We start from the raw sequence: 24,358 nt of genomic DNA, 5'->3' as shown, positions 1-24,358 counted from the left end.
GAAGATCAGGGATCGTGGCTTCATGGCGTTGCTCCTGCAGAAGTGGATGGCCGTGGGGCCGTGTAGAGACAGGCCAGACAGAGCATCTGGCCATGCGCGATATAAGACAGGCTTTCCAGCACAATGGCATTGGTATCCGCATCTACGACGGAATTAACGCTATTGTTGAGATTTAATCCTCTTTGCCAGCCTTTGCCCGGCACCTGAAGCGGCTCAACCTGCTGGCGCAGCGCTTCACTCCAGCTATTACGAAACAGGGCATACCAGGCAAACGCAGAACGGGTTGAGGTAATGGCTACCTTCTCCGGTGCTTCGTCGCGCAAGGCGCGTGCCTGTACTGGCTGTCTGTCTGGCAGGTCGGTAACATAATCCGGTGCCGGTTCGGCATAATCCGTGCTGACAGGCGGTTTTGGTGTACGGAGGTGGTGGCGACGCTGCTGAATTTGCATAATTCGCCACGCGATTTCCGCGCTCTGGGCATCAAAACCCAGCTCAAGACCGGTTAACAGATAGGGCAGGCTGATCAGAGAGGTCTGCTTGCCCCAGGGCGTACGTAACCCTTCATCGGGGACCATGATGCCATCCAGGTCGATCATCTTTTGCCCTTCAGGCGGGTTGGTGACCGCGAGGCCCGCTGCACTGTCAATCAAACGCAGGGTATGGCTGGCATAGAGTCGATAGCCAAAGCTGTCCCGCTGTTCATCGGCAGTCAGCGTCCAGTGATGAAGCGGCACGGCCGCCTGGCTTTGAGTGTTATTTTCAATCAGCGAGCCGGTACGCCAGTGGCTAAACACATCACCTACCGCCGCGGCGTGCTGAGGGTAGCGCCACAGGAGAGTCTGAAGTGCCGTCAGCAGGCGGCTGAGCCCTATGGGCGAGGCGTCTGATTTGCCGAGGATCTTCAGCGTGTCCGCATGATAATAGGCGGCCGGGAGCCCTTTATCATTGAGCGGTAGCGCCCCCAGCGTGAACAGGGCGGCGCCGATCCGCTCGTCAAACTCGTCGGTGGTAATAATATTGAGTTGCTGTGCAGCGATGGTCGCAAAGAGATAGCTTCCCACGCTCCAGAGGCTTAGCCATGGCTCACCGTCGCTGGCGTTCGCCAGCCCGTTTGGCTGGGTATTATTCACGTAATACTGCCATGCCACCCGCGCCCAGATGGCTTCGTTATAGGTCAGTTCGCGTGTCGCAGGCAGTGGAGGGAAATCTTTACTGAGCGCAATGCCGCCGCTGCTTTCCACACGCGAAGGCATTTGTTTCTCAACCCACACCACAATGGCAAAACCGAGCAGGAACCCCAGCAAAATTGTCAAATAACTGCGCGCAGAAAGCAGGGCATCGCGTCGTCTCATTGGCTGACCTCTCCCTCTTCAGCTGGCGTCCACATGGCCGCGAAAATCAGAGGGAGCATGGCGGCGATATTGACCGTTCCCCAGAAAATATTGATGACGTAACCAGATGGATCGTCAACCTGGCCGCGAGCGACCTGGATTCCTCCCCAGAGAAGCCCCGCCAGGGTCAGTACCACGATGGCAATCTGCGGCTTCACCAGATAGAGAAAACGGCCGGTTTGCCTCTCTTTCGGCGTAACATGAAACTTGATTTGTTCGCCTCGCAGCACGGTGTTGAGCGCGCGCAGATTCATGGAAAAGAAGGAGAGGTAAGAGGCCCTGCCGTCCCAGGCCGAAATCCCCCAGGTGCCGAACATAAAGGCCAGCTCAGAGAGGATAAAAAAGGGCAGAAAGTGGAGATAGAACGGCGTCGACCAGGCTGAAACCGGTGGAATGCCGGTGAACAGGTAAATGATGGGCGAAATCAAAAACACCGTGTTCCACACGCAGGCCAGATAAGACCAGAAGGTTGTGGCGTACATCAGCGTCTGAGGGAGAGAAAGCTTAAAGCGGCGGCGACTGAAGATATTGTCATGGAACAAAATATCCAGCGAGCCGGCGGCATACTTAAAGCGCTGGATCATCCATGTCAGCATATCCTGCGGGGAGAGCATTTTCGATTCAACGCGCGGGTGCATGACCGAACGCCAGCGTCTTGCGGCATCACCGTGCAACAAAATTGAGGTATAGATATCTTCCGATACGTGGAATTTGTAGGGCGTTAATTCGGTGTCAAATGCCACGTGCGGACGCATCGCATTCTGCAAGGCTTCCCGCGTTTCTTCGTCACGGATATCCCGGGTATGGCGATGGATCTCCTCTTCAACAGACCAGGCATAGCTTCTCAGTGCGGCCTGCATTACGGCCTCACGGCGGTGAATGGAGGCCGCTCCACAGCAGAATGCCGCATTGGCCCAGTTGCGGCGTCGCAGGATCACGTCATAGAACATGCGCGGGTCGTTGAAAAACGGATCGCGGCCAAGGGTCACCGAGCCAACCAGCTTCTGGATCGCCCAGCCCAGGCCATAGCCAACTTTCCCTGCTTTACGGTGTCCCCAGTGTGACAAATTTTCGCCTTCAGGGAGGTCGAAGAACCATTGGGGGGTCTGTACCCAGGCGACATCGGGGTCGCGAAAATAGCCGAGCGTATGGCTGAGAAGAGTAGGGAAGACCCGGGTATCGGCATCGCAAATAACAATGAAGTCGCCGTCGGTTTGCTCAAGGCCGTTGCGCAGATTGCCGGCCTTAAAGCCGATGTTAGTCTGGCGACTGATGTAATTGACGCCTTCCTCTTCGCAGACGGCTTTCATATCCGGGCGGCGGCCGTCATCAAGCACGTGGATCCGGTAGTCAATCGGGAAAGGGTAATCCATCTTCAGCGCATCCTGAATGGAGAGCCGTACCAGCTCGGTGTCTTCGGAATAGGTTGCGATGAATAAATCCACTTTAACAGGACGCGGTTCCGTGGCCTCCTCGGGCGACAGACAGGCGTTAATATCGCTGGGAGGGGGACTTTGCGGTGGATCCTCTTCTTTCCACAAATTGATGGTAAACAGCACGGTTCCGATCCATGCCAGGGTTTCGGCGAGAACCAGCGGAATGGCATACCACAAGGCATCGGTATTCAGGGAGGCGGTCCAGCGCCAGTAAATATAATTTGCGCCCAGTATGAGCGCCGCGACCGCTAACACCTGCCAGGTCATCATGACCCAACGTGGCGTTTTTAACGGTTCCGGAGGTTGACGATGTTCAAAACGGGAAAAATAAAAATCCATAGATCCGGCTTTCCTGATTCCGTGAAAATGCAGCCCCATTCTGCGGCGCAGACAGTTACCCGAAGGCCAAAGAAAAAGCGATTGAACGAAATTTAAGGTAAGTGTAGAACGCCGAATAAAAGTGTCCAGCCATGCACATGAGTAATATTTAGCATGGGTTAATTGGATGTAAATTTTGCTTAATCCATTTTCTCTGCCAGGGAGAAATTGCGGTTACTATTTCTATAGGCTATCTACTTTATTTAGAACTTTATTTTCGCTTCCTGGTAAAGGACACCCTATGAGCCATATTGCGCCTTCGCTCGCGCAAGAAGATAAATCAAAATCAACAACATGGCGGTATGCCGTTGCAGGTGCACGAGACCTGAGAATCGACTTTATGCGCGGTATTGCCCTCGTCATGATGGTCATCGCACATACGGAAGTGATGTCAGTATTTAATATATTTTCCTGGGAGCGTTTCGGATTAACCACCGGCGCAGAGGGTTTTGTGATTCTCTCAGGATTTATGTTGGGCATGCTCAACCGTGCTCGCCTGCAAAAAGTGGTATTACTTACGGTGTCATGGGGGCTTTATCTCCGGGCGTGGAAAATATATCGTGTAAATATCATTATCATAGTGTCATTTATTCTTCTGGCATGGGTTCCCAATATTACTCTTTTCGAGGTTACCCATTTTACCGATCGCTTTTCGGGTGAAAGCTGGTCGCTTTTTCCGGTGACACCGCAAATAAAAGAGACCTGGTTCAATATCATTCTCTATTTGCAGATTGGCCCCCATCAGACTCAAATTCTTGGGCTATATATCTTTTTATTGCTCTTTAGCCCTCTGTTTTTAGGGATGTTGCAGAAAGGGAAGGTCTGGTGGCTGCTGGGGCTGTCGCTGCTGGTGTACAGCCTGTGGCAGCGTTGGCCGCTGCGGCTGACGCCAGCGGAATTCGAATTCGCTTTTCCGCTGCTAGCCTGGCAGTTCATTTTCGTGCTGGGCATGGCGTGCGGATGGTACAAAGCCGAATTACTCTCTTTTGCCCGCACGCCGGCAGGTAAAGTGGTGGTGGTTGCGCTGGTGATGGTATCACTTGTTCTGGGGTTTGTTGCGCAGAACCATACCAACCCGTTTATGCCGCCTGCGCTGCTGTTGCATGTGATTCCACCTGACACCTTCAACACGTTTTATCACACCTGGGCTGCAAAAAATGGGCTGGGTCCGGTGCGGGTATTAAACGATATCGCGCTGATGGTTACCGTCTATCTGGTGCTGACCTGGTGGTGGGTGCCGCTCAACAAAATGTTCGGATGGTTTCTCATTCCGTTAGGCCAGCACTCGCTTTATACCTTTATTTTGCATGTGTACGTGGTGTTGCTGGTGAGTCAGTTCATTACGTTCGATTTATGGCGTCACGCCTGGACAGAAAACACGTTAGTGCATGCTGCGGCACTAGGCATACTGTGGCTCATGGCGAAATATAACGTCGCCGCACGCTGGATACCTAACTAAGGATGGCGGTTATGCGCGAGAAATGGCTTCTGGCGGGCGTGCTGCTCGCCGCAACATCTTCCGCAGATGCGGCACAAAGTAATGAAAATGACACCCTGCGCGATAAAAACGGCGAACCGGTACAGGCTGGCGTATTTACCAGTCGATGGGGGCGCCTGTTTTCGGGTAATGACAAAAAATTCTCAGGTGCCCTGAGTTTCAGTTCGGGGCTGAAAGAGCAGTGGATGAGCATTCCAAACAGCTCAGACAGCGCCACACAAAAGCGAAAAATTAACCAGACGCTGAATCTCAGCCTGCAGTATTCGCCCTATAGCTTCTGGTTTGCCAACATTACCTCCCGGCTGCCGGTCAGGGATACCAGTCGCTACACCGCAGATTTTCGTTACAGTTTTGGCTATGACGACTGGCATGCTAATACGGTTAGCCTTGTGTACAGCAACTACGGTGATAATCACTTCTGGACGCCTGGTAGCCGACGACATACCTACTTCGAGCAGGGGGCGGTGACTCTCGCCTATAAGTTTTCCTTACCGAAGCCGATAGAAAAATCGCTTCTGATCAACAAAGGCGACTCTATTATCTGCCAGGCAGGGTACAGTTGGGTCCCACGTTACTATGACCTTAGCAGCGATGACATTCGCAAAAATAAAAATGTATTCCTCGGCGGCTGCGGTTACACCTTTAAACAGCATTTCTTTATTCGGGCAACGGCATTCTGGTTCCCCGACAGCAGTCAGCAACAACCCTGGAACGGCGATTACAGCTACAGCTTTGGTTATGCAGGCTATACGCCGGGTTCGTTCTCCGTCCAGTACGCGAACTACTCGGGGACACGCTACCCTGGCCACAGTAACGGGAATGCTAAGTTCCGCGAAGGCACCGTCAGCCTTATCTGGTTCTTACCGCTATAGGGGGATGCATGTCAGCGCTGCACGTTTTAATCGTTGAAGATTCGCTGATTTATCGTCGTTTACTCTCCCGGATGCTCACCCAGTGGGGCTACATCGTGAGCGAGGCGGAGAATGGCGTCGCCGCGCTGGAGATATTGGCGAGCGAGCCCGTCAGCATGGTGATCAGCGACTGGGAAATGCCCGTGATGGACGGGCTGGCTCTGTGCAAGGCGATCCGTAGTCGCGAATGGGGTCACTACGTTTACGTCATCCTGTTAACGGCGCGCGAGAACACGGGCGATTTGACGCAGGGTTTTCATGCCGGGGCCGATGATTTTTTGAGTAAGCCCGTCGAGCAGGCAGAGCTACGGGCACGGTTACACGCAGGAGGGCGCATTTTGACGCTGGAAGCGACGCTCGCCGCGCACAATAAGCGTCTGAGCGAGGCCTTACACCAGCTTGAACAGGATCTTGAGCTGGCGGCGCGTGTCCAGCACTCCGTGCTGCCTTCGCACCGCTTACGTTATGGCAATTACTTTTCCGACTGGCTTTTCTTACCCTCAGCCTGGGTCTCGGGCGACGTCTTTAATATTTTTGCGCTCGATTCCCATCTGGGTTTTTATTGCGTCGATGTTTCCGGTCACGGCGTAGGCGCGGCGATGATGTCCCTCGCGGTTGCGCGCCAGTTTTTACATGGCCGGGTGGTGGACCGGTTCTTGTTTACCGAAGCGGGCGGGGTTCAGTCTCCCGCTGAGGTGATCAGAATTCTGAATAGCCGGTTTTGCAGTGAAGAGAACGACATCACCAGCTATTTCACCATTATCTACGGGGTAATCGATCCTGCAACGGGTCAGGGATTGTTGTGTCAGGCAGGGCATCCTACCCCCGTAATTGTGAATGCAGACAGTGCCGTCACCGCCGTGGGTGACGGCGGACCGCCTGTAGGGCTGATCCCCGATCTCAGCTGGGACGATGTGGCGTTTACCCTCAATCCAGGGGATCGCTTATGCTTATTCAGTGACGGGATCACGGAATGTGAGAATGTCGAGGGCGAGCAGTTTGGCCCGCAACGTCTCCAGCGCTGGCTTCATCAGCACGCCCGTTTGCCTGTTGATGAACTGTTATCACAGTTTGGTCAACACCTGACCGACTGGCGTAACGCACATCGCGATGAACCGACCGCCTTAACTGACGATGTTTCACTATTAGTAATTGAGCGGCAGGGAGAACAGAATGATGATGAACACTGAACGATTACCGCATGCCAACGTACTTACGCCGGCGGTCCGGCGGCTGGATGCCTCCGTTGCGGCAGCGTTTAAAGCCACTGTGACGGAAGAAATTGGCAGCGATCGTAAAGCCCTGATTGTCGACTTTAGCAAAGTAGATTTCATCGACAGCAGCGGGCTGGGGATGCTGGTGTCGTTGTTCAAGTTGATGAATGGCAAAGGCGAAATGGCGCTATGCTCCCTGAACCCAGGGATCATGAATATGTTCACTCTGACCCGGATGGATCGCATATTTCGCATCTATCCGGATAAAAGCACCGCGCTTGCGCAGCTGGGGCAGTAAATGCAGACGCCGGAGCAGGCAGAATTTCCGGCGGTGCTCGGCTCGCTGACGCCGCTGGCAAGCTGGCTGGAAGAGAGGCTATGCGCGCTTACCGTTGATGATGAATGGCGTTTCGCGCTCGATCTCGCCGTCTGTGAAGTGGCGACGAATATCATCCGGCATGCGTTGCATGAGGATCCCTCAAGCGCATTCCGCGTGCGGTTCGACATCCGCGACAGCGACGTCTGCCTTATCTTTACCGACGCAGGTGAGGCGTTCCCGCAGGAGCGGCTTGATGCCGCCAGACGAGACCGATTTTGTGAAACATCGCCATTGCTGGAGAGCGGCAGAGGGTTGATGCTGATTTTGCTGAGCGTCGATCGTTTTACGGTGGAGCGCGTGGCGGGTGAGAATATCGCCACGCTTGAAAAGAAAATAAGCGTATGACCCGATGACCATACGCGTGCTGTGGGACTATTGCTTATTCGTCGCAAACAGCTCCGGCGCCCACGGTGTGGGATCAACCTCCATGAACGGCGCCCGTTCAAACCGCGCCTTCAGCGCCCACGGCACCGTGCAGTCAAAGATAGTCTTGCAGGAAATGCCGTTTCCACGGATCGAGGTGCTGTAGTCCGGTGACTGCGACGGATCCAGCTGGTGGCCGCGGATCCCCGGAAGCGTGGTAATGCTCACATCGCCCTGCATGCGGGTGGTCATTGCCCACAGGATGTCGTCGCTGTCGAAGATATCCACGTCTTCATCCACGAGGATAATGTTTTTCAGCTCGGAATAGGTGGCCAGGGCGATAAGTGCCGCCTGGCCCTGACGTCCTTCGTCTGACGGCTGGCGTTTTTTCACCTGTAAAATGCCGAGAAATTTACCGCCCCCGGCGGTGTGCGCATAGACGTTTTGCAGAAAGCCGGGAATGGCCTCTTCGACCGCGTTGCGAATGCTGGCCTCGGTCGGCAAACCGGCAAGCGTGGTGTGCTCTTCGCCCGGGCCCACCAGCGTCTGCAGGATCGCGTGGTTTCGCATCGTCACGGCTTTCACTTTGATCACCGGCAGAGACGGATTCGCCTCGCCGCAGTAGCCCGGGAACTCCGGCATGGCGTGGCCGGTGTTGGTGTGCTGATCTTCTCTTACGCGCACGCCGGGAAGCAGTTCGCCCTCGATGATGATTTCCGCCCGCGCGATCGCTTTCTCTTTTACCGCCACGCCCTGTACCAGCTCCACCGGTTGCTGGCGTAATGCCCCGGCGACGCCAAGCTCGTTGTAACCGAATGGCGTGGTTGGCGCTTCGAAACAGGCCCCAATGTAGATAGCCGGGTCAAGTCCCATATTGATGGTTACCGGCAGCGGTTTGCCCGCCGCTTCGGCCTTCTTGCGAAAGACTTCGATATGGCGACCGGCGGCAAGGAACATAGAGAGTTCATCTCGCTCCTGCACACAGAGACGGTGAATGGTCACATCGGTCAGCGAGGTATCTTCCGGATCGCTTGCCAGTACCAGCCCCAGACAGAAGAACGGGCCTGCATCAATCGGCGTGTTGGTCGGGGCCGGAAGCAGCTTACGCAGGTCAAAGTCCGGATCGTCGGCGTAAAAGACCTGCTCCTGGCACGGTGCCTGCGAGGCCGGAACCACCACCGGTGCAACGGGGTTTTTCACCGCCTGACCAACGTGCTGCGCCAGCTTCGAGGGTTCACAACCCAGCAGAAGCGCCGCTCTGTCCCGGCTGGCGTGCATACCTACCAGGATGCGGGAGCCGGGGTAGCCCTTCACGCTATTGAACATCATGGCCGGGCCCGTGCGAGTGGGGCGTTTTACGGTACCGCCCGCGCCGATATGGCGGTAGACGCCCGCCAGTTCAGCATTGGGATCTACCGGGTGATCGGTTTCGATATAGTGACCTGGATGGCGTTGCAGCAACGCGATGGCGCTTCTGAGATCGTTGATGGGGTTTTGCATGTTTTTCTCCCTTAATGGCTGACCTCCATTGTTGGGCGAACGACAGATAGCATCAATTGCATCATTGATGCTATTTTGATAAGTATTTTGTTATCAAATTTCGCGGGACTTCATCATGCAATTTCGTCTGATGCGTAATTTTCTGGTGGTAGCCGAAGAGCTCCATATGCACCGCGCCGCGGAGCGCCTGAACATGGCGCAACCTGCGCTGAGTCAGCAGATTAAAGCGCTGGAGGCGCGTCTGGGCGTCACACTGTTTAGCCGGGCACATCGTCGCTTAACCCTGACGCCTGCCGGAGACGCGTTTCTGGTCAAAGCCCGGCTGGCAATTGCGATGACCGAGCAGGCCGTGCTGGACGCCAGACAAACCGCCCGTGGCGAACAGGGGGTGTTGAATCTGGGATGTGTATCGAGTGCGATGTTCGACGGTAAGCTGCCTGCAACGCTGCGCCAGCTGCACGAGAACTGGCCCGCGATTGCCATTTCGCTGATGACCGGAAACGTGCAGACGCTTTACGAAGCCGTGCAGACCAACCAACTGGACGTGGCGATTATCCGGGCTCCGTTGCCTGCGTTACCTGACGATCTGCAATCTCGCCCCTTTACCTCAGAGAAAACGGTGCTGGCGCTGCCTCGCCAACACCCCCTGGCCACGTCATCCGCGCTGACGCTTTCATCCGTGAAGGACGAAAAGTGGATCTCGCTGCGCGACCCGCAAGGCATGGGGCTGGAACAATATTTCTATGACGCCTGTAACGGTGCGGGTTTCCAGCCGGAGGTGGTGCAGAATGCCACCGACGTGCCCACCGTCATCAGCCTTGTCGCGGCGGGATTTGGCATTGCGCTCTTGCCCGCCTCAGCAAGGGCGGTGAGCGTCGGGAATGTGGTTTACGTCGACATTATTGATCGGCTCAGGGAGAGCGAACTGACGCTGGTTTGTCACCGAATCATTCGTTCTGAAGTCTTAAAAAAATTCCTCACCACCGTTGCTCAGGGTTGACGCCCGGCGGCCAGCAGCAGTTGTTCGCGCAGCCAGGCGTTCGCCGTGTCCTGACTGTTTTTAGGATGCCAGAACATGCTGATGGCGATCGGCTGGAGTGGCAGCGGGGGCGGGAAAATATCCAGCGTGGTGGCGAACTGCTGCAACATGCGTCCCGGTAAGGTGCAAATCAGGTCAGTCCCCGCCACCAGAGGCGGTGCCATGGCATAGCTTTGCGTGGACATCACCACGTTGCGCTGATATCCCAGCCCGGCCAGCGTCTGGTCGACAAAGCCGGTAAATGGATCGCCCTGGGAGGAGACCACCAGATGAGAGAGGGCGCAATACTGCCCCAGATCCAGCGGCCCCGTACCGCGAGGATGCCCTTTGCGCTGGGCGGTGGCAAATGCGTCTTCAAACAGTTTGCGTCTGACCCAGCCGTCGTGAGCGCCCGCACTCACGCCGATGTAAATATCAACGTCTCCGCTTTCCAGCTGCTGGGGCAGGTTCACCCACTCCGGCAGGGCGAAACGCAGGCGGATCCCCGGCGCTTCACGTCTGATGTGATTCAGCAGTTCAGCCCCAAGCATCAGGGCCGGGTTTTCATGCAGGGCAATGACGAACGTGCGATTGCTCTCGCGGGGGTTAAACCCGGTGGGGGCAAGCATCGCGCTGATGCCACGCAGAACGGCCGCGACCTGAGGCCTCAGCGCCTCGGCACGGGGTGTGGGCAACACCCCACGTCCATGTGGGGAAGGGATAAACAACGGCTCGCCAAAAATGGCACGCAGGCGCGAAAGACGGGCTGACAGCGCGGGCTGGCTGACCCCCAGACGTGCGGCGGCGTGCGTGATGTTCCGGTCGGTGAGCAGTGCATCCAACGTCAATATCAGGTCAATATCCAGGTCTGAAAATGGCGTCATGTTGTTTTCCGCTGTTTATTTAGCTGTGCTGGCGTCCCGGTTGGTATAGGTAACCGGAACCCAGGCATAGCCCGCGCGTTCGCCTTTGGTGACATAACCGATACCGGGGAACGGCAGGTGTGGCGCGGCAATCAGATCTCTGTTTTTGACAAAGTCGTCAAAGGCCTGCTTGCGCACACGGGCTGCTCCGTCCTGATCTTCATCGTAGGCGATGGTCACATCAGGCTGCGGGAACTGTACCGCAGCGACGTGGATAATATCGCCCACGAAGGTAATTTTCTCGCCTTTACTTTCCAGCGTATAGAAGGCCGAACCCGGTGTATGGCCGGGGTGAACCGTTCCGGTAATACCCGGCAGCAGCGCTGATGTACCGGTAAACGGCACCACTTTGCCGGCATCAAGATACGGTTTTAAGGTCTTCTGTGCCACGTCAAAGTAGTTCTGATCGTAACCGGTTTTTTTCTGATTCTCTTCATTGAAGAAAAAGTCGATATCCGGTTTCCCCACGAACACGCGGGCATTGGTAAATACCGCCTTACCGTCCTTAATCAGGCCACCGGAATGATCGGAATGCGCGTGCGTCAGTAAGATTTCCGTGATGTCCTGCGGTTTGATCCCCTGCGTTGCCAGGCTCTCGATTAAACGCCCGCCGTTGCCCGGACCAAAAAGCTGGCCTGAACCGGTATCGACCAGAATTTTGTGTCCCGGCAGCGCAATCAGAAAGGCGTTAATGGAGACCTCAACCGGGTTCGCCTGGAAATTTTTCGCCAGTAACGCATCGGTTTTTTGCTCTGTGGTCCGGCGCAATAGCGTGTGCAGATCCTGCGCGACGCTGCCGTCCGTAAACGACGTAACCAGCACGTCGCCCACCTGAACGCTGTAGCCGCCCGCTGGTTGTTTCACCACGTGCTGAGGCGTCTCTGCCAGGGAGTGCAGCGCAGGGTAAAAGAGCAGTGAACTGGTGATAAGCGTAGAGAGGGCAAGTTTCTTGACAGTAAGCATGATGATCTCCTTTAGAAAGTCCTCATCTTACTTATGCATCAAAATTTAAGAACCCGCTCAACAGTGATAGGACCTATAAATGGGATGGATAGCTCAGTGGGTTGGCCGGGCAACGGCAATGCCATGCCCGGCGGGCAGATTGTTACGGCTTCCAGCTGTCCGGCGTGGCTTTAGACCATGAGCCATAAGCGGCATTAGGCAGCACAATCCAGTCATTGCCAAAATGCTCTGCGCTTGCCTCAACCAGCTCGCTCTGCTGCTCACTCGGTTTTTTGTTTTTAAACTGCACGGCGAAATCCGGCAGGCTGTCGCCAAACAAAATAATGATCTGTTGCTTTTTAAGGATGCTCTGGCGGCGCTCTTCTTTACTCACCGTATCCAGAAGCACGCTGTCGTCCGAGACCTGCGGCAGGCCAAGGGATTTTAACGTGTTGATGGTATCTGCTTTATTTTCCTGCATGCGGTCAGAGACGTAGTAGATACGCACCTTGCTTTGATTCACATGCTCAAGAAACGCCTTCGCGCCGGGGATCAGGCCGGGTTTTCCCTGTTTTTCCCAGTCGCTCCAGGTATCCCATTGGGTGTAGTCATGGCACTGTTCCATGTCGCGCACCAGCAGCGGGGTGTTGTCGAGCACGGTTTCATCCAGATCCATGACCACCGCGTAATTTTCTGGCGTTTTCAGATCTTTCACTTTCTCGTCAAAACGGCCGGTGGCAAAACGGTACGTCTGCAGCTGAAGCGCCATGATTTCAGCTGACTTCTGCTGGTAGCGCAGCGCCATTTCGTAGGCTTTTGGTTCACACAGTTCATTATTTGCCGCGGTAGCGGTTGCGCTCAACATCGGTAATGCCACCAGTAATGCCTTAGCTATTGAATTCATTATTGTTTCCTTAACACCCTTGTCAAAATGACGAAAGCGTAATGAATTTAAGTGACAGAAAAATGACGGTTGCACGTTGGGGCTCTGTTGAAACGTGCTTTCGATCCTGAACTAAGCTTGTACTTCATTCCGCGTAAAATGTGGGTCATTCGAGGATAATGAATGGAATTCAGGACATTTCAAAAGCAGTGGGGTGCTGAGTTTATTTCCAGTGACGTTGTACGTTTTCGCGTCTGGGCTGAGGGACAACAACAACTTACGCTACGTCTGGCAGAACGCGATCTGCCCATGACGGCGGTCGGGAACGGCTGGTTCCAGATTGACGTACCTGGCGTGACGCATGGCACCGAGTATCAGTTTGTTTTACAGGACGGCATGGCGGTACCTGACCCCGCATCGCGGGCGCAGAAAGGGGACGTTAATGGCCCCTCCGTGGTGATTGACCCCGGCCGCTATCAGCCCATCAACCCAGACTGGGCAGGGCGACCGTGGGAAGAGACGGTGATTTACGAACTGCATATTGGCACCTTTACACCGCAGGGCACCTTCCGGGCGGCTATCGACAAGCTGCCGTATCTGGCTGAACTCGGCATCACTCAGCTTGAAGTCATGCCGGTTTCACAGTTCGGCGGCAGCCGCGGCTGGGGCTATGACGGCGTATTGCTGTATGCCCCGCATTCCGCCTATGGCACGCCGGAGGATTTTCACGCGTTCATCGATGCGGCGCACGGCCTGGGCCTTTCTGTCGTGCTGGATATCGTACTCAACCATTTCGGCCCGGAAGGAAACTACTTACCCTTGCTGTCACCCGCGTTTTTTGATGCGCAGAGAATGACGCCGTGGGGTAACGGTATCGCCTATGAACGGGAGCCGGTCAGACACTACATTCTTGACGCGCCCCTGTTCTGGCTGACCGAATACCGTCTGGATGGCTTACGGTTTGATGCCATCGACCAGATTAAAGATACGGCGTCGAAACATATTCTTCAGCAGATCGCGGAAACGATCCGCGAAGCGCTCCCGGATCGTCATATCCATCTCACCACCGAGGACAGCCGTAACGTGATTTTTCTGCATCCTCGGGATGAGAAGGGAGCCACGCCGCTGTTTACCGCCGAGTGGAATGATGATTTCCACAACGCCGCCCACGTCTTTGCCACCGGCGAAACGCATGCCTACTATCAGGATTTTGCCTTCGAACCGGAAAAAAAATTCGCCAGAGCACTCGCAGAAGGATTTGTCTATCAGGGTGAGGTCTCTTTGCAGACCGGACACTCACGCGGGGTGGAATGCCACACCCAGCCGCCGACCTTCTTTGTCGATTTTATTCAAAACCACGATCAAACCGGCAACCGCGCCCAGGGCGAACGGCTTATTACCCTTGCGGGCGCGGATAAAACCCGCGTTCTGCTCGCCGCGCTGCTGCTGTCACCCCATATCCCGCTGCTGTTTATGGGCGAAGAGTATGGCGAAACCAACCCGTTCCTGTTCTTTACGGATTTTCATGGCGATCTGGCGAAAGCCGTGCGGGAAGGGCGGGCAAAAGAGTTTACCGGCCACAGCGGACACGATGGCGATGTACCGGATCCGAATGACGAGCAGACCTTTGCCCGCTCAAAACTGGACTGGCACAACGTGACGACTGCGCAGGGTAAATCCTGGCTGCGCTTCACGCGAAGCCTGCTGGTCCTGCGGCATCGCTATCTTGTGCCGTTACTTCGCCCTGGCGGCACCGTTGAGGGCAAAATCGTTAAGACTGCTCCCGGTATGGTGGCGGTGAGCTGGTCTTTCCCGACGGGTACATTGTCGCTGGCGCTGAATATCGGTAATAAGCCCGTTGACGTTCCTGCGCTGGCAGGCGAAACGCTCTTTAGCTGGCCGGAGGCCGCTGAGGTGTTAGTGCCAAACAGCATTGTCGTTCGTTTTGCAGATGGAGACGCATCATGATCCCTTGTGCCACATACCGAATACAGTTCCGCAATGGCATGACCTTTGACCGCGTGGTGGAGCTGGTGCCATATCTTAAAGACCTCGGGATCAGCCATCTCTATGCCTCACCGATATTTACCGCCACCACCGGTTCAACCCACGGTTATGACGTCACCGATCCTAACGAAATCGATCCCGCCATTGGCGGGCGCGCCGGTTTCGACCGCATGACGGCGGCACTCAGGCAGGCGGGAATGGGGCTCATTCTGGACATCGTCCCTAACCACATGTCGACCTCGCTGGAAAACCGCTGGTGGCGGGACGTTATCGCGTTTGGTCAGCAAAGCCGTTACGCGCACTATTTTGATATCGACTGGTCGCGCCCGCTGACGCTGCCGTTCCTTGGCGACACCTTTGAGGCCGAGCTGGAGAAGGGGGCAATTGCCCTTAAACGTGACAGTGTCACCGGTGAGGCCGCGCTGGTCTACTATGACACAGCCTATCCGCTTAACCCCGGAACATGGGCTGCGGAGAAAAGCATCGAGGCGATCCACGAGGCGCAGAGCTGGCGGCTGATGTCCTGGCGGGAAGCGCCGAAACAGCTCTCATGGCGGCGCTTTTTTGAAATTACCGGCCTGGTGGGCGTCAGAGTGGAAGACGAGCGGGTGTTTCAGGATTCGCATCGCCTGATCCTCGAGCTCGTGCATACCGGCATTGTCGACGGGTTGCGCATTGACCATATCGACGGGCTGGCCGACCCGCTGGGTTACCTGCAGCGGTTACGGCAGGCTACCGGTCCCGACTGTTATATCACGGTGGAAAAAATTCTCGCCAAAGGGGAACAACTGCCTGCGGAATGGCCGGTCTCCGGCACCACCGGATATGAGTTTATCGCCTCGCTGGCCGAAGTGCTGGTCGACGATAATAACCTCGGGCGGCTGGAAAAAATCCACGACGAGACGCTGGGCGTGACGGTCGATCGCCATGCGGAACTTCGCAACGCTAAAGGGCTGATGACCGATCGCAATTTTGAGGGTGAATTCACCACGCTGCTTAACATTGCCACCGACCTTGCCCGATGCAACGACATTGACGTGCCGCAGGACGACATACGCTACACGCTGCGCGAACTGCTGATTGCGTTTCCGGTCTACCGCACCTACGGCACCGCCGACGGGTTAACCGCCCCGGATGTCGCGCTGTTGAACCGGGTTGTTGCCAGCGTCGACGCACCGGAACCGGCGTTAAGCCTGTTGGTGAGGATCCTCACCGGCGACCTGGACGCCAGCAGCCGCGATGCGGCCTCGCTGTTCAGAACCCGCTTCCAGCAGCTTACCGGGCCGCTGATGGCGAAATCGGTGGAAGATACGCTCTTTTTCCGCCATAACCTCGAGCTCGCCCTGAACGAAGTGGGGGCCGATCCCACCCCGCGCGCGTTCTCGTTATCCCGCTTTCACCAGGAGATGCGCATCCGTCTGGCCCGTCAGCCCGATGCGCTGCTGGGGACCTCCACGCATGACACCAAGCGCGGGGAAGACGCGCGGGCACGCCTCTACACCCTGACGGAAGCCCCGGAACAGTGGGGCGAAAATCTGGCGCGCTGGCGACAGATGAACCAGACCCAGGTGCGTTTTCTCAATGACGGTACCGCGCCAAACGCGGCCGATACCTGGATGATCTACCAGGCGCTGGCGGGCGTCTGGCCTGCAACGTTGTCGCCTGACGATGGTGAAGGGCTGAAGTCTCTCGAAGCGCGTTTCCTCGGGTTTATTGAGAAAGCGCTGCGCGAGGCCAAACAGCGTACCGACTGGATCGACAGCAATGAGAGCTATGAGAGCGTGGTGCTGAATTACGTCCGGCACTTGCTATCTCCTGAGAACACGCTGTTCCTGCATGATTTCTCGTCCTCCCTGCAACCTTTTATCCGCGCCGGGCTGATGAACAGCCTGAGCCAGACGGTGATCAAACTGACGGCGCCGGGCGTACCGGATATCTATCAGGGAAGCGAGGCGCTTAATTTTAGCCTGGTCGACCCGGATAACCGGCTGGAGCCGGATTTCGCCACGCTGAGGCAAAACCTGAGCAGCGCCGACGCAAAGCTCTTTGCCGACGAACAGCAGTGGCGAAACGGCAGGGTGAAGCAGTATGTCACCGCCACGCTGTTACGCGTCCGGCAGCACTATTTATCGCTCTTCCAGTACGGCGACTGGCTGCCGCTGAAGGTCAGCGGCGAGCGCGAGGAAAATCTGATTGTCTACGCGCGCGTGAAGGACGGGGAGGCGCTGATTGTTGCCGTACCGCGTCTGGTTTTTGCTACCCCCACAAACGAAACGCTGTGGGCCAACACTTCGGTCGTCATCCCCGAAGAGCTTTCCGGGAAACGCTACCGGGATCTGTTTACCGGTGAACGTCGGGCGCTGCGGGAGACGCTGGATTTAACGTCTGAAACAGGAAGTTTGTTAGTTCTGCTTACCTGCGAATAATCGTGGAGAACAAAAATGGCAAAGGAAAATACGTTTGACATACGGGCCGGTCATGGCCAGCAGCTGGGTGCAAATTATGACGGGAAAGGGGTTAACTTCGCGCTTTTTTCAGCTCACGCCGAGCGGGTGGAGCTCTGTCTGTTTGACCCCTCCGGTAAAACGGAAATCGCCCGTCTGGAGCTGCCGGAATATACCCACGAGATCTGGCACGGCTATGTGCCCGACCTCCAGCCCGGCGCGCTGTATGGCTATCGCGTCTACGGGCCGTATGACCCGGAAAACGGACATCGCTTTAACCCGCATAAGCTGCTCATCGATCCCTATGCCCGTGAACTGGTGGGCGATATCGACTGGAATGATGCTCATTTTGGCTACGAACTGGGTCATGATGCGCTGGATCTGAGCTTTGATACGCGTGACAGCGCGCCGTTCACTCCAAAATGCAGGGTTATCGATCCGAATGCGTTTGACTGGCAGGACCATCAGCGGCCAGCGATCCCCTGGCCGCATACCGTGGTCTATGAGAGCCATGTGAAAGGTTTCACCCAGCTCAACCCGGCGATACCGCCCGAGCTGCGCGGCACCTTTGAAGGCATGGGTCATAAAGCCTCGGTCGATTACATCAAAAGTCTGGGTATCACCGCCGTCGAGTTGCTGCCGGTTCACTGGTTCCCGGACGATCAGCACCTGCTGGACCGCGGCCTGAAGAATTTCTGGGGCTATAACACACTGGGCTTTTTTGCGCCCGCGTCACGCTATTACGGCCCGGCGGGGATCCAGGGTTTTCGCGATATGGTCCGCGCCTACCATGACGCGGGTATCGAGGTGATTCTGGACGTGGTCTATAACCACACGGCAGAGGGCAACGAGCTTGGCCCGACGCTCTCGTTCAAGGGTATCGATAACTACAGCTATTACCGCACCTTGCCGGATCAGCATCGCTATTACATCAATGACACCGGCACGGGGAATACGGTGAATACCTCACACCCGCGTGTGCTGCAGATGATCATGGATTCGCTGCGCTACTGGGCGGAATCGATGCATATCGACGGTTTTCGCTTCGATCTGGGCACGATACTGGGGCGCGAGCCAGAAGGGTTCGATCCGCGCGGCGGCTTCTTTGATGCCATGACCCAGGATCCGGTTTTATCAAAACTCAAGCTCATTGGTGAGCCCTGGGATATCGGCCCCGGCGGCTATCAGGTGGGCGGCTTCCCGCCCGGCTGGGGCGAGTGGAACGACAAATATCGCGATACCGTTCGCGAATACTGGCGGGGCGATAACGTTCCCACTGATTTTGCCGCCCGCCTGCTGGGCTCGGGCGATCTCTATGATTTACGCGGGCGTCGCCCGTGGGCCAGCGTCAACTTTATTACCGCGCATGACGGCTTCACGCTGAACGATCTGGTGTCGTACAACGAGAAACACAACGCCGATAATGGTGAAGAGAACAACGACGGGCATAACGATAACCGCGCGTATAACTATGGCGAGGAAGGCCCGACTGAGAACCCCGACATTATTGCCACCCGTGAACGGCAGAAACGGAACTTCCTCACCACGCTGTTGTTCTCCCACGGTACACCGATGCTGCTGGCCGGGGATGAGTTTGGCCGGACGCAAAAAGGGAACAACAACGGCTATTGCCAGGACAGCGAGATCTCCTGGATCAACTGGAAAGGGTTGTCAGAAAACGACGTCGCGCTGCGTGAGTTTACCCGGCACCTGATTGCGCTTCGCGCCAAACAACCGCTGCTGCGCCGGGAGAGCTGGCGAGACGGCCTTGAGATCCGCTGGTTTAACGCCGGAGGAGGACCGCAGCAGTCTGAGCAATGGGAGGAAGGCTCGACAATCGGCGTCTCCATCAGCCGGCCCGATCTCATCCAGGAGGAGGGGATCTGGCACGACGTGCTGATGCTGTTCAACCCGTTCGAAGGCGCCGTGTCGTTCCAGATCCCGCAGTTTGGTGAAGGAGGCTGGGTGCTGGAACTCTCCACGGCGGGGGAAGTTGCCACGGGCGAGGTCATCACCCGGACCGTGGATTACGAACTGGCGGGGCGCAGTATTACTCTCTTCAGACGCCCGTGATGTCAAAGTGATGCCGCCGCCCGTGCGGCGGTGTCATACAGGGATGAAATGGTGCGCAGCAGCTGGGCGGTGTCACCGATAGCGGCACCCGAAATCCCGCTTTCGGCATGTATGTTGATCAGACACGCTTCGCGCACATCCCGGTATTTCATGCACAGTGCTTTTCCCGCCTCGGTGGTGGAGAAGAAAAGCTCTTTTCCTGCCTTTTCACTGGTGACGTAGCCCGCCTTGACCAGCTTTTTCAAGGCATAGGTCACCACGTGGGTATCTTCCACGTTGAGCACAAAACAGATATCGGCCAGCTTCTTCTTGCGATTGCGGTGATTCACATGATGCAAAAGCGAGACGTCAAAGGCCCCCATATCCGGCTCACCGGCCGCGGTCATGCAGCGCACCATCCATTTATTGAACGCGTTACTGGTCATGATCAGCGCGTACTCCAGCTCCGATAGCTCCGCGCAGCGCTCGGAAACCAGATGGCGGGAGGAGACGATCCGGCCGTCGTTAATGTCGTCGTGATTCATTGATGCAGCACTTTTCTTCAGGGTCATAACGTTCCTTACGGGAGTGTGGCTGTTGCCCGGAAATGTAAACTCATCGATAAAATAAGAACATTTTATTGATAAATTGTTTACATGTTTTTGCGGTTCAGATATAGCTTTTTAACGCAGGTTTTCGAAGCCTGACGGAAAACACAACATCGCTCGCCGCAAATTAAAAAAATAGCCGTCGGCGCGCAACGCTCACTTTGGATAGGGTAACGTTTATGGACGGTTCTACACTGTTGCCGCTTATCGGGATCCCGGTGGTGGTTATTGGTTTTGCCCTGCGCTTCAACCCGCTACTGGTGGTCGTGGTAGCAGGGCTGACGACGGGTCTGCTGGTTGGGATGGATTTCGGCATGCTGCTGGAAACCTTCGGCGAGAAGTTCGTCAACAGCCGCTCTCTGGCTACATTCATTCTGATCCTGCCGGTTATTGGTCTGCTGGAATATTACGGTCTAAAAGAGCGCGCACAGGCGTGGGTGGCGAAGATCGCCAGCGCCACTTCGGCGCGTATTCTGATGATCTATTTTGTCGCCCGCGAGGGGACGGCCGCGCTGGGGCTGATGTCGCTGGGCGGTCATGCCCAGACGGTGCGTCCGCTGCTGGCACCGATGGCCGAAGGGGCGGCGCTGAACGAGTACGGCGAACTGCCCCAGCATATTCGCGACAAAATCAAAGCCCATGCCGCCGCGTGTGACAATATCGCGGTGTTCTTTGGCGAAGATATTTTTATCGCCTTCGGGGCGGTGCTGCTGATCGACGCCTTCCTGAAGGAGAACGGTATTCAGGGTATTGAACCGCTGCATATCGGCCTGTGGGCGATCCCGACGGCGATTGCGGCATTGATTATTCATATGACGCGTCTGTTGCGCCTGGATGCCAGCATCCGCCGTGACGTGATGGCCTGGAAAGCCGGGCAGGGAACGCAGGAGATCGCGCCATGATGACGCTGCTCACCATTAACCGCGTGTACTACCTGATTGGCTTTGTCGTGATGCTGCTGGTGGTTATGACCCTGCGCGATCGCGCCAACCCCAAACGTTTTACCACGGCGCTGTTCTGGTTTCTGTTCGGTGGGATCTTCCTGTTCGGTGACCTGATGGTGCAGGAGCTGGGCCGCTCGCTGGCGTACCGGATCATTGGCGGCGCCGTGATTGTAATTGCCCTTCTGGCAGGCTTTGGGCTGGTCGGTAAAGGGCAGTACAAAATGGCCAGTGAGCCTGAGCGTATTGCCTCCTCAAACCGGCTGAAAAACTGGCTGTTTTTACCGGCCCTGATGATCCCGGTAGTGACGGTTATCGGCACGCTGTTCCTGAAAGGGGTGTCGATTGGCGGGGTTTACCTGCTCGATCAAAAACAGCTCACGCTGGCGGCGCTGTGCGTGGCCTGTGTGGCGGCCATCCTTACCGGCTGGTGGCTGACAAAAGGTACGCCGCTGCATGCCGTCCGTCAGTCTCGCCGACTGGTGGATACCATTGGCTGGGCGGTGATCCTGCCGCAGATGCTGGCCATGCTGGGCGGGGTTTTTGTGGTGGCCAATACCGGCAACTCCGTGCAGAAGGTAGTCAGCCTGTTTGTGAACCCGGACAGCCGCTTTATGCTGGTGGTGATTTACTGCGTCGGCATGGCGCTGTTCACCATGATCATGGGTAATGCCTTTGCGGCCTTCCCGGTGCTGAGCGCCGGTATCGCCTTACCGTTTCTGATCCACGTGCATCACGGTAATCCGGCACCGCTGCTGGCGATTGGTATGTACGCTGGCTATTGCGGCACGCTGATGACGCCGATGGCGGCGAACTTCAACATCGTTCCCGCCGCGTTACTGGAGCTGAAAGACAAATATCAGGTCATTAAGATCCAGATCCCGACCGCGTTAACCCTGCTGGTGGTCAACGTGTTCTTAATGTACTTCCTCGTGTTTCGCTAAGCGTGGCAACCTAAGGAGCTGTGATGGAATTAACGCAACACCAGGCTGATGCTTTTGCCAGAATGCCTTTGACCTATCTGCGCCAGGAATACCCGAACCACATTATGCATCTGCTCAATGATGACGGGGACGTCCTGCCGCCGCGCGAACTGCATCCCATTTTTTATGGCTGTTTTGACTGGCACTCGGCGGTACACGGCTACTGGCTGCTGCTGCGCTGCCTGCGCCTCTACCCGGAACTGTCGTGCCGGGATGACATTATCACGCTGTTTGCCGACCATCTCACGCCAGAAAACGTGGCGCAGGAGCTGGCTTATTTCAACGCGCCGTTCCGCGCCTCGTTCGAGCGTCCGTATGGCTACGGCTGGCTACTGGCACTGGCCCAGGAGCTGAAACAGTCATCGCTGCCGCAGGCGGCAGGCTGGTATCAGACGCTTGCGCCGTTAACGCAGGACATTCGCAACCGTCTGGTGGATTACCTCAGTAAGCTGACGTACCCGATCCGGGTTGGCACGCATTACAACACCGCGTTTGCCCTCGCGCTGGGGATCGATTACGCCCGGGCGGTGGAAGATAACGCGCTGGAGAGTGCCATTCTGGAGGCGGCGACGCGGTTTTATCACGCGGATACCCAGTATCCGGCTCACTATGAACCGGGTGGTGATGAGTATGTGTCCGGCGCGCTGACAGAGGCTCTGCTGATGAGCAAGGTCGCGAAGAATTTCCCGGCCTGGTTCGACGCGTTTCTGCCGAATATCGGAGCCGTTTCAGCGCTGATGACCCCGGCAGAAGTGAGCGACCGTACCGACCCCAAAATTGCGCATCTGGACGGATTAAACCTCAGCCGCGCCTGGTGCATGAAGCATATTGCCAGTGCGCTGCCGGAGGATCATCCGGCGCAGCAGGCGCTGCGTGATGCGGTGGCGAAACACCTGACGGCGAGCGTCGAGCATGTTGTCGGCAGCCACTACAGCGGTGGGCACTGGCTGGCGAGTTTTGCGCTGCTGGCGCTGGAGTAAATATGGGGGCAGCGTCGCAGGACGCTGCCCTGGCATTTATGCCGTAGCCTGTCGCGCGCGACGCAGTCGGCTAACGCTAAATAATACTGACGCAGTTGACGCGATCACCGCGATCCACAGCGCAATATGAACGGCACCGTCATCCAGCATTTGATGATCTGACCCTGCGGTCGCAGCCAGCAAAACTCCCACCACGGCGGCACCGAGACACTGGCCGAACGTTCTGACGATGGACAACACCCCGGATGCATAGCTGGCGTACTCCCGGGCAACGTTAGAGAGCATTTCACGGTTATTGGGACTCTGGAAACAGCCAAAGCCGATACCGCACACCAGGCTCCTGAGACAGATATCCCAGGCAGAAGGGCCGGCAGGCAGCGTCGCCAGCAAAATCAACCCAACGACAAAAATCATCAGTCCAAGCGTGGAGATCAACGGGGCGGAGATGGTGTCTGCCCAACGGCCCGCGTGCGGCGCAATGAGTACGATACCTATCGGCCAGGGGGTGAACAGTAAAGCGGAGATCGCCGGGCTATAGCCGTACACGCTCTGAAACAGAAACGGCAGCGCGATAAAGGTAATGCCCTGACTCACAAACGAGGCCAGCGAGGTTAGCGCGGCGAGGGTCAACCGTCCGTTGCTGAATATCACCGGCGGCAGGATGGGGCTCCGGGCACGGCGGATATGCCAGACAAAAGCGATGAGGCTGACCGTAGCGACAAATGCCCAGCAAACGGTGCTGATGGCGTGCGCTCTATTCTCTATGCTGTTTGCCGCCATGATCATCGACCCCAGCAGGATCACGGACAACAGGGCACCGGGCACGTCAAACGGGGACGTATCAGAGGCCGTCGCCCGCGGCAGCGCTTTCCAGGCCAGCAGCAGGGCAACGGTGCCGGGCATAATGTTGATCGCGAACAGCCATTGCCAGCTCAGTACGTCGAGTATTGTTCCGCCCAGCACCGGTGCAATGGCGGTGCTGGCGGCGATAAGCAGGGCGTGTAACCCCAGAATGCGGCCAAGCAGCCGTCCCGGGAATACCGAGCGCAGGATCGCCGGGGCAATACTCAGCGTGGCCGCGCCGCCGATACCCTGCAAAATACGCATCCCGATCAGCATTTCCGGCGTTGTTGCCAGCGCGCAGCCGAGCGAGGTCAGGGTAAACGTAGCCAGTCCTGCCAGAAACACCGGGCGGTAACCCACCCGCGCGGCGAGTGCGGCGAAGATGGCTAACGTCATTGCCGCAGACAGCAGGTAACCGTTGGCGAACCAGACTGCGACATTCGCGGGCACCTGCATCGCGCTGGCCATTGATGGCAGGGCAATGTTGATCATGGTGCCATCGAAGACGCCCATCAACGTGGTGGTCATCACTGCAGCCATCACCCGGGCGCGTTCATGTCCCGGTAACCCTTCGTCGCCGGGTTGGTTTGAAAAGAGCGTCATCGTGTTATCTCCAGGCAAGAATGTTGATGACGACACTATAGTAATGGGTTATACAGGGCGG

Annotated in this window: 20 protein-coding genes; 12 read left to right on the top strand and 8 right to left on the bottom strand. The window is 56.6% G+C overall.

Features of this window, described 5'->3' with window-relative positions; all coding sequences use genetic code 11:
• Positions 1 to 20: 20 nt before the first annotated feature.
• Entirely contained in the window at positions 21 to 1,352 is a 1,332-nt protein-coding gene (locus tag EQV24_RS02695) for a DUF3131 domain-containing protein (RefSeq protein WP_130626127.1), read from the bottom strand.
• A complete protein-coding gene (locus tag EQV24_RS02690) occupies positions 1,349 to 3,166 on the bottom strand; it encodes a cellulose synthase catalytic subunit (RefSeq protein WP_130626126.1) in 1,818 nt (605 codons plus the stop codon). The genes EQV24_RS02695 and EQV24_RS02690 overlap by 4 nt, the downstream gene beginning before the upstream one ends.
• Before the next feature lie 280 nt (positions 3,167 to 3,446).
• Between EQV24_RS02690 and opgC the strand changes: the two genes are divergently transcribed.
• Genes opgC through EQV24_RS02665 form a run of 5 tightly spaced genes read left to right on the top strand, consistent with a single transcriptional unit; the run spans position 3,447 to position 7,552 of the window.
• Positions 3,447 to 4,664 (top strand): OpgC domain-containing protein, encoded by a 1,218-nt coding sequence (opgC, locus tag EQV24_RS02685; RefSeq protein ID WP_130626407.1) that lies wholly within the window; start codon positions 3,447 to 3,449, stop codon positions 4,662 to 4,664.
• 11 nt (positions 4,665 to 4,675) lie between these two features.
• Positions 4,676 to 5,575 carry a hypothetical protein gene (locus EQV24_RS02680; RefSeq protein ID WP_045294355.1) on the top strand — a complete coding sequence of 300 codons (900 nt, stop codon included), beginning with the start codon at positions 4,676 to 4,678 and terminating at the stop codon, positions 5,573 to 5,575.
• An 8-nt stretch (positions 5,576 to 5,583) separates the two neighbouring features.
• On the top strand, positions 5,584 to 6,804 hold the full coding sequence (locus EQV24_RS02675) for a SpoIIE family protein phosphatase (RefSeq protein WP_058679074.1): 1,221 nt from the start codon (positions 5,584 to 5,586) through the stop codon (positions 6,802 to 6,804).
• Complete coding sequence (locus EQV24_RS02670) at positions 6,788 to 7,126, top strand: STAS domain-containing protein (RefSeq protein WP_045294124.1); 339 nt, start codon at positions 6,788 to 6,790, stop codon at positions 7,124 to 7,126. Before EQV24_RS02675 ends, EQV24_RS02670 begins: the two co-directional genes overlap by 17 nt.
• On the top strand, positions 7,127 to 7,552 hold the full coding sequence (locus EQV24_RS02665) for an ATP-binding protein (protein WP_045294122.1): 426 nt from the start codon (positions 7,127 to 7,129) through the stop codon (positions 7,550 to 7,552).
• A 27-nt stretch (positions 7,553 to 7,579) separates the two neighbouring features.
• Here the strand turns inward: EQV24_RS02665 and EQV24_RS02660 are convergent, their stop codons facing one another.
• On the bottom strand, positions 7,580 to 9,070 hold the full coding sequence (locus tag EQV24_RS02660) for a UbiD family decarboxylase (protein ID WP_130626125.1): 1,491 nt from the start codon (positions 9,068 to 9,070) through the stop codon (positions 7,580 to 7,582).
• Positions 9,071 to 9,185: 115 nt separating this feature from the next.
• On the opposite strand from EQV24_RS02660, the gene EQV24_RS02655 reads away from it, so the two are divergent.
• Positions 9,186 to 10,070 (top strand): LysR substrate-binding domain-containing protein, encoded by an 885-nt coding sequence (locus EQV24_RS02655; RefSeq protein WP_013096565.1) that lies wholly within the window; start codon positions 9,186 to 9,188, stop codon positions 10,068 to 10,070.
• Here EQV24_RS02655 and EQV24_RS02650 read toward each other — a convergent pair.
• From EQV24_RS02650 to EQV24_RS02640, 3 genes are all read right to left on the bottom strand, one after another.
• A complete protein-coding gene (locus tag EQV24_RS02650; protein ID WP_040022590.1) occupies positions 10,061 to 10,972 on the bottom strand; it encodes a LysR family transcriptional regulator in 912 nt (303 codons plus the stop codon). The two genes, EQV24_RS02655 and EQV24_RS02650, sit on opposite strands and share 10 nt — an antisense overlap.
• A 15-nt stretch (positions 10,973 to 10,987) precedes the next feature.
• Positions 10,988 to 11,974: an MBL fold metallo-hydrolase gene (locus EQV24_RS02645; RefSeq protein WP_100168897.1), complete on the bottom strand. Its 987-nt coding sequence runs from the start codon at positions 11,972 to 11,974 to the stop codon at positions 10,988 to 10,990.
• Positions 11,975 to 12,116: 142 nt separating this feature from the next.
• Entirely contained in the window at positions 12,117 to 12,857 is a 741-nt protein-coding gene (locus EQV24_RS02640) for a 5'-nucleotidase, lipoprotein e(P4) family (RefSeq protein WP_130626124.1), read from the bottom strand.
• Positions 12,858 to 13,019: 162 nt separating this feature from the next.
• On the opposite strand from EQV24_RS02640, the gene treZ reads away from it, so the two are divergent.
• Genes treZ through glgX form a run of 3 tightly spaced genes read left to right on the top strand, consistent with a single transcriptional unit; the run spans position 13,020 to position 19,360 of the window.
• Positions 13,020 to 14,804, top strand: coding sequence for a malto-oligosyltrehalose trehalohydrolase (treZ, locus tag EQV24_RS02635; RefSeq protein WP_058650736.1), 1,785 nt, complete (start codon positions 13,020 to 13,022; stop codon positions 14,802 to 14,804).
• Positions 14,801 to 17,269, top strand: coding sequence for a malto-oligosyltrehalose synthase (treY, locus tag EQV24_RS02630; protein ID WP_130626123.1), 2,469 nt, complete (start codon positions 14,801 to 14,803; stop codon positions 17,267 to 17,269). The genes treZ and treY overlap by 4 nt, the downstream gene beginning before the upstream one ends.
• Positions 17,270 to 17,284: 15 nt before the next feature.
• On the top strand, positions 17,285 to 19,360 hold the full coding sequence (gene glgX, locus EQV24_RS02625) for a glycogen debranching protein GlgX (RefSeq protein WP_029883305.1): 2,076 nt from the start codon (positions 17,285 to 17,287) through the stop codon (positions 19,358 to 19,360).
• A gap of 2 nt (positions 19,361 to 19,362) precedes the next feature.
• On the opposite strand, the gene EQV24_RS02620 is transcribed toward glgX, so the two are convergent.
• Positions 19,363 to 19,911, bottom strand: coding sequence for a winged helix DNA-binding protein (locus tag EQV24_RS02620; protein ID WP_013096572.1), 549 nt, complete (start codon positions 19,909 to 19,911; stop codon positions 19,363 to 19,365).
• A 215-nt stretch (positions 19,912 to 20,126) separates the two neighbouring features.
• Between EQV24_RS02620 and EQV24_RS02615 the strand changes: the two genes are divergently transcribed.
• From EQV24_RS02615 to EQV24_RS02605, 3 genes are read left to right on the top strand one after another with little or no spacing between them, the layout of a single operon-like run.
• Positions 20,127 to 20,849: a DUF969 domain-containing protein gene (locus EQV24_RS02615; protein ID WP_013096573.1), complete on the top strand. Its 723-nt coding sequence runs from the start codon at positions 20,127 to 20,129 to the stop codon at positions 20,847 to 20,849.
• A complete protein-coding gene (locus EQV24_RS02610) occupies positions 20,846 to 21,832 on the top strand; it encodes a DUF979 domain-containing protein (RefSeq protein WP_013096574.1) in 987 nt (328 codons plus the stop codon). Before EQV24_RS02615 ends, EQV24_RS02610 begins: the two co-directional genes overlap by 4 nt.
• A gap of 23 nt (positions 21,833 to 21,855) precedes the next feature.
• Positions 21,856 to 22,851 carry a DUF2891 domain-containing protein gene (locus EQV24_RS02605; RefSeq protein WP_130626122.1) on the top strand — a complete coding sequence of 332 codons (996 nt, stop codon included), beginning with the start codon at positions 21,856 to 21,858 and terminating at the stop codon, positions 22,849 to 22,851.
• A gap of 36 nt (positions 22,852 to 22,887) precedes the next feature.
• Here the strand turns inward: EQV24_RS02605 and EQV24_RS02600 are convergent, their stop codons facing one another.
• Positions 22,888 to 24,297, bottom strand: coding sequence for an MFS transporter (locus EQV24_RS02600; protein ID WP_130626121.1), 1,410 nt, complete (start codon positions 24,295 to 24,297; stop codon positions 22,888 to 22,890).
• Positions 24,298 to 24,358 lie beyond the last annotated feature (61 nt).

The sequence above is a fragment of the Enterobacter sp. A8 genome, assembly GCF_004296595.1.
In the GTDB taxonomy this organism is placed as follows: Bacteria; Pseudomonadota; Gammaproteobacteria; order Enterobacterales; family Enterobacteriaceae; genus Enterobacter; species Enterobacter cloacae.
The sequence above is the reverse complement of the archived record's forward strand: the minus strand, read 5'-3'. Positions and strand labels throughout refer to the sequence as shown.

Bases quoted from the DNA above. Each gene is read 5' to 3' on its own strand.
- EQV24_RS02665 (WP_045294122.1), top strand. From the start codon at position 7,127: ATGCAGACGCCGGAGCAGGCAGAATTTCCGGCGGTGCTCGGCTCGCTG.
- EQV24_RS02645 (WP_100168897.1), bottom strand. From the start codon at position 11,974: ATGCTTACTGTCAAGAAACTTGCCCTCTCTACGCTTATCACCAGTTCA.
- EQV24_RS02610 (WP_013096574.1), top strand. From the start codon at position 20,846: ATGATGACGCTGCTCACCATTAACCGCGTGTACTACCTGATTGGCTTT.
- EQV24_RS02660 (WP_130626125.1), bottom strand. From the start codon at position 9,070: ATGCAAAACCCCATCAACGATCTCAGAAGCGCCATCGCGTTGCTGCAA.
- EQV24_RS02605 (WP_130626122.1), top strand. From the start codon at position 21,856: ATGGAATTAACGCAACACCAGGCTGATGCTTTTGCCAGAATGCCTTTG.
- EQV24_RS02600 (WP_130626121.1), bottom strand. From the start codon at position 24,297: ATGACGCTCTTTTCAAACCAACCCGGCGACGAAGGGTTACCGGGACAT.
- EQV24_RS02675 (WP_058679074.1), top strand. From the start codon at position 5,584: ATGTCAGCGCTGCACGTTTTAATCGTTGAAGATTCGCTGATTTATCGT.
- EQV24_RS02640 (WP_130626124.1), bottom strand. From the start codon at position 12,857: ATGAATTCAATAGCTAAGGCATTACTGGTGGCATTACCGATGTTGAGC.
- EQV24_RS02620 (WP_013096572.1), bottom strand. From the start codon at position 19,911: ATGACCCTGAAGAAAAGTGCTGCATCAATGAATCACGACGACATTAAC.
- EQV24_RS02670 (WP_045294124.1), top strand. From the start codon at position 6,788: ATGATGATGAACACTGAACGATTACCGCATGCCAACGTACTTACGCCG.
- glgX (WP_029883305.1), top strand. From the start codon at position 17,285: ATGGCAAAGGAAAATACGTTTGACATACGGGCCGGTCATGGCCAGCAG.
- EQV24_RS02695 (WP_130626127.1), bottom strand. From the start codon at position 1,352: ATGAGACGACGCGATGCCCTGCTTTCTGCGCGCAGTTATTTGACAATT.
- EQV24_RS02615 (WP_013096573.1), top strand. From the start codon at position 20,127: ATGGACGGTTCTACACTGTTGCCGCTTATCGGGATCCCGGTGGTGGTT.
- opgC (WP_130626407.1), top strand. From the start codon at position 3,447: ATGAGCCATATTGCGCCTTCGCTCGCGCAAGAAGATAAATCAAAATCA.
- EQV24_RS02655 (WP_013096565.1), top strand. From the start codon at position 9,186: ATGCAATTTCGTCTGATGCGTAATTTTCTGGTGGTAGCCGAAGAGCTC.
- treY (WP_130626123.1), top strand. From the start codon at position 14,801: ATGATCCCTTGTGCCACATACCGAATACAGTTCCGCAATGGCATGACC.
- EQV24_RS02690 (WP_130626126.1), bottom strand. From the start codon at position 3,166: ATGGATTTTTATTTTTCCCGTTTTGAACATCGTCAACCTCCGGAACCG.
- treZ (WP_058650736.1), top strand. From the start codon at position 13,020: ATGGAATTCAGGACATTTCAAAAGCAGTGGGGTGCTGAGTTTATTTCC.
- EQV24_RS02650 (WP_040022590.1), bottom strand. From the start codon at position 10,972: ATGACGCCATTTTCAGACCTGGATATTGACCTGATATTGACGTTGGAT.
- EQV24_RS02680 (WP_045294355.1), top strand. From the start codon at position 4,676: ATGCGCGAGAAATGGCTTCTGGCGGGCGTGCTGCTCGCCGCAACATCT.